General features: G+C 67.8%; 1 pseudogene. It reads right to left on the minus strand.

The features are described 5' to 3' along the window. Window positions 1-705 (minus strand): annotated as a pseudogene (locus DMB66_RS60050) (IS256 family transposase); the annotation flags it as partial.

The following is a 705-nucleotide window of genomic DNA, read 5'->3' on the forward strand; positions in this document are numbered from 1 at the left end:
TTGTTGAGGCGTTCGTTGGGGTTGTTCGACCAGATCTGGCGCCAGATCTGCTGTGGGAAGCCGGTGAAGGCGAGCAGGTCGGCGCGGGCGTCGTCGAGGTGTTCGGCGACCTTGGGCAGGGATCGGCTGGTGGTGTCGAGGAGTTTGTCGAACTGGGCGTGGACCGAGTTCGGGTCGGGCTGGTCGTAGACCGAGTGCAGCATGGTCTTGACCGCCGGCCAGGCCGATTTCGGGCACACGGCCATGAGGTTCGCGGCGTAGTGGGTGCGGCAGCGCTGCCAGCTGGTGCCGGGCAGGTTCGCGGCGATCGCGTCGACCAGGCCGGCATGTGCGTCGCTGGTCACCAAGCACACGCCGCTCAGGCCGCGGGCGACCAGGTCGGCGAAGAACGCGTTCCACGCCTGTTTTGTCTCGCTGGTGGCGACTTTGACGCCGAGGACTTCGCGGTGGCCGTCGGCGTTGACGCCGGTCGCCACGAGCACGACCGCTTTGACCACCCGGCCCTGTTCACGGACCTTCATGCTCAGCGCGTCGGCGGCGACGAACGTGAACGGCCCGGACTCGTCCAGGGGCCGGTGCGGAACGCCGCGACCTGGGCGTCGAGTTCGACGGCCATCCGGGAGACCTGTGACCTGGACAGGCTGGTGATGCCCAGCGACTGGACGAGTTTGTCCATGCGCCGGGTAGAGACGCCGAGCAGGTAGC

The organism is Actinoplanes sp. ATCC 53533 (assembly GCF_003947245.1).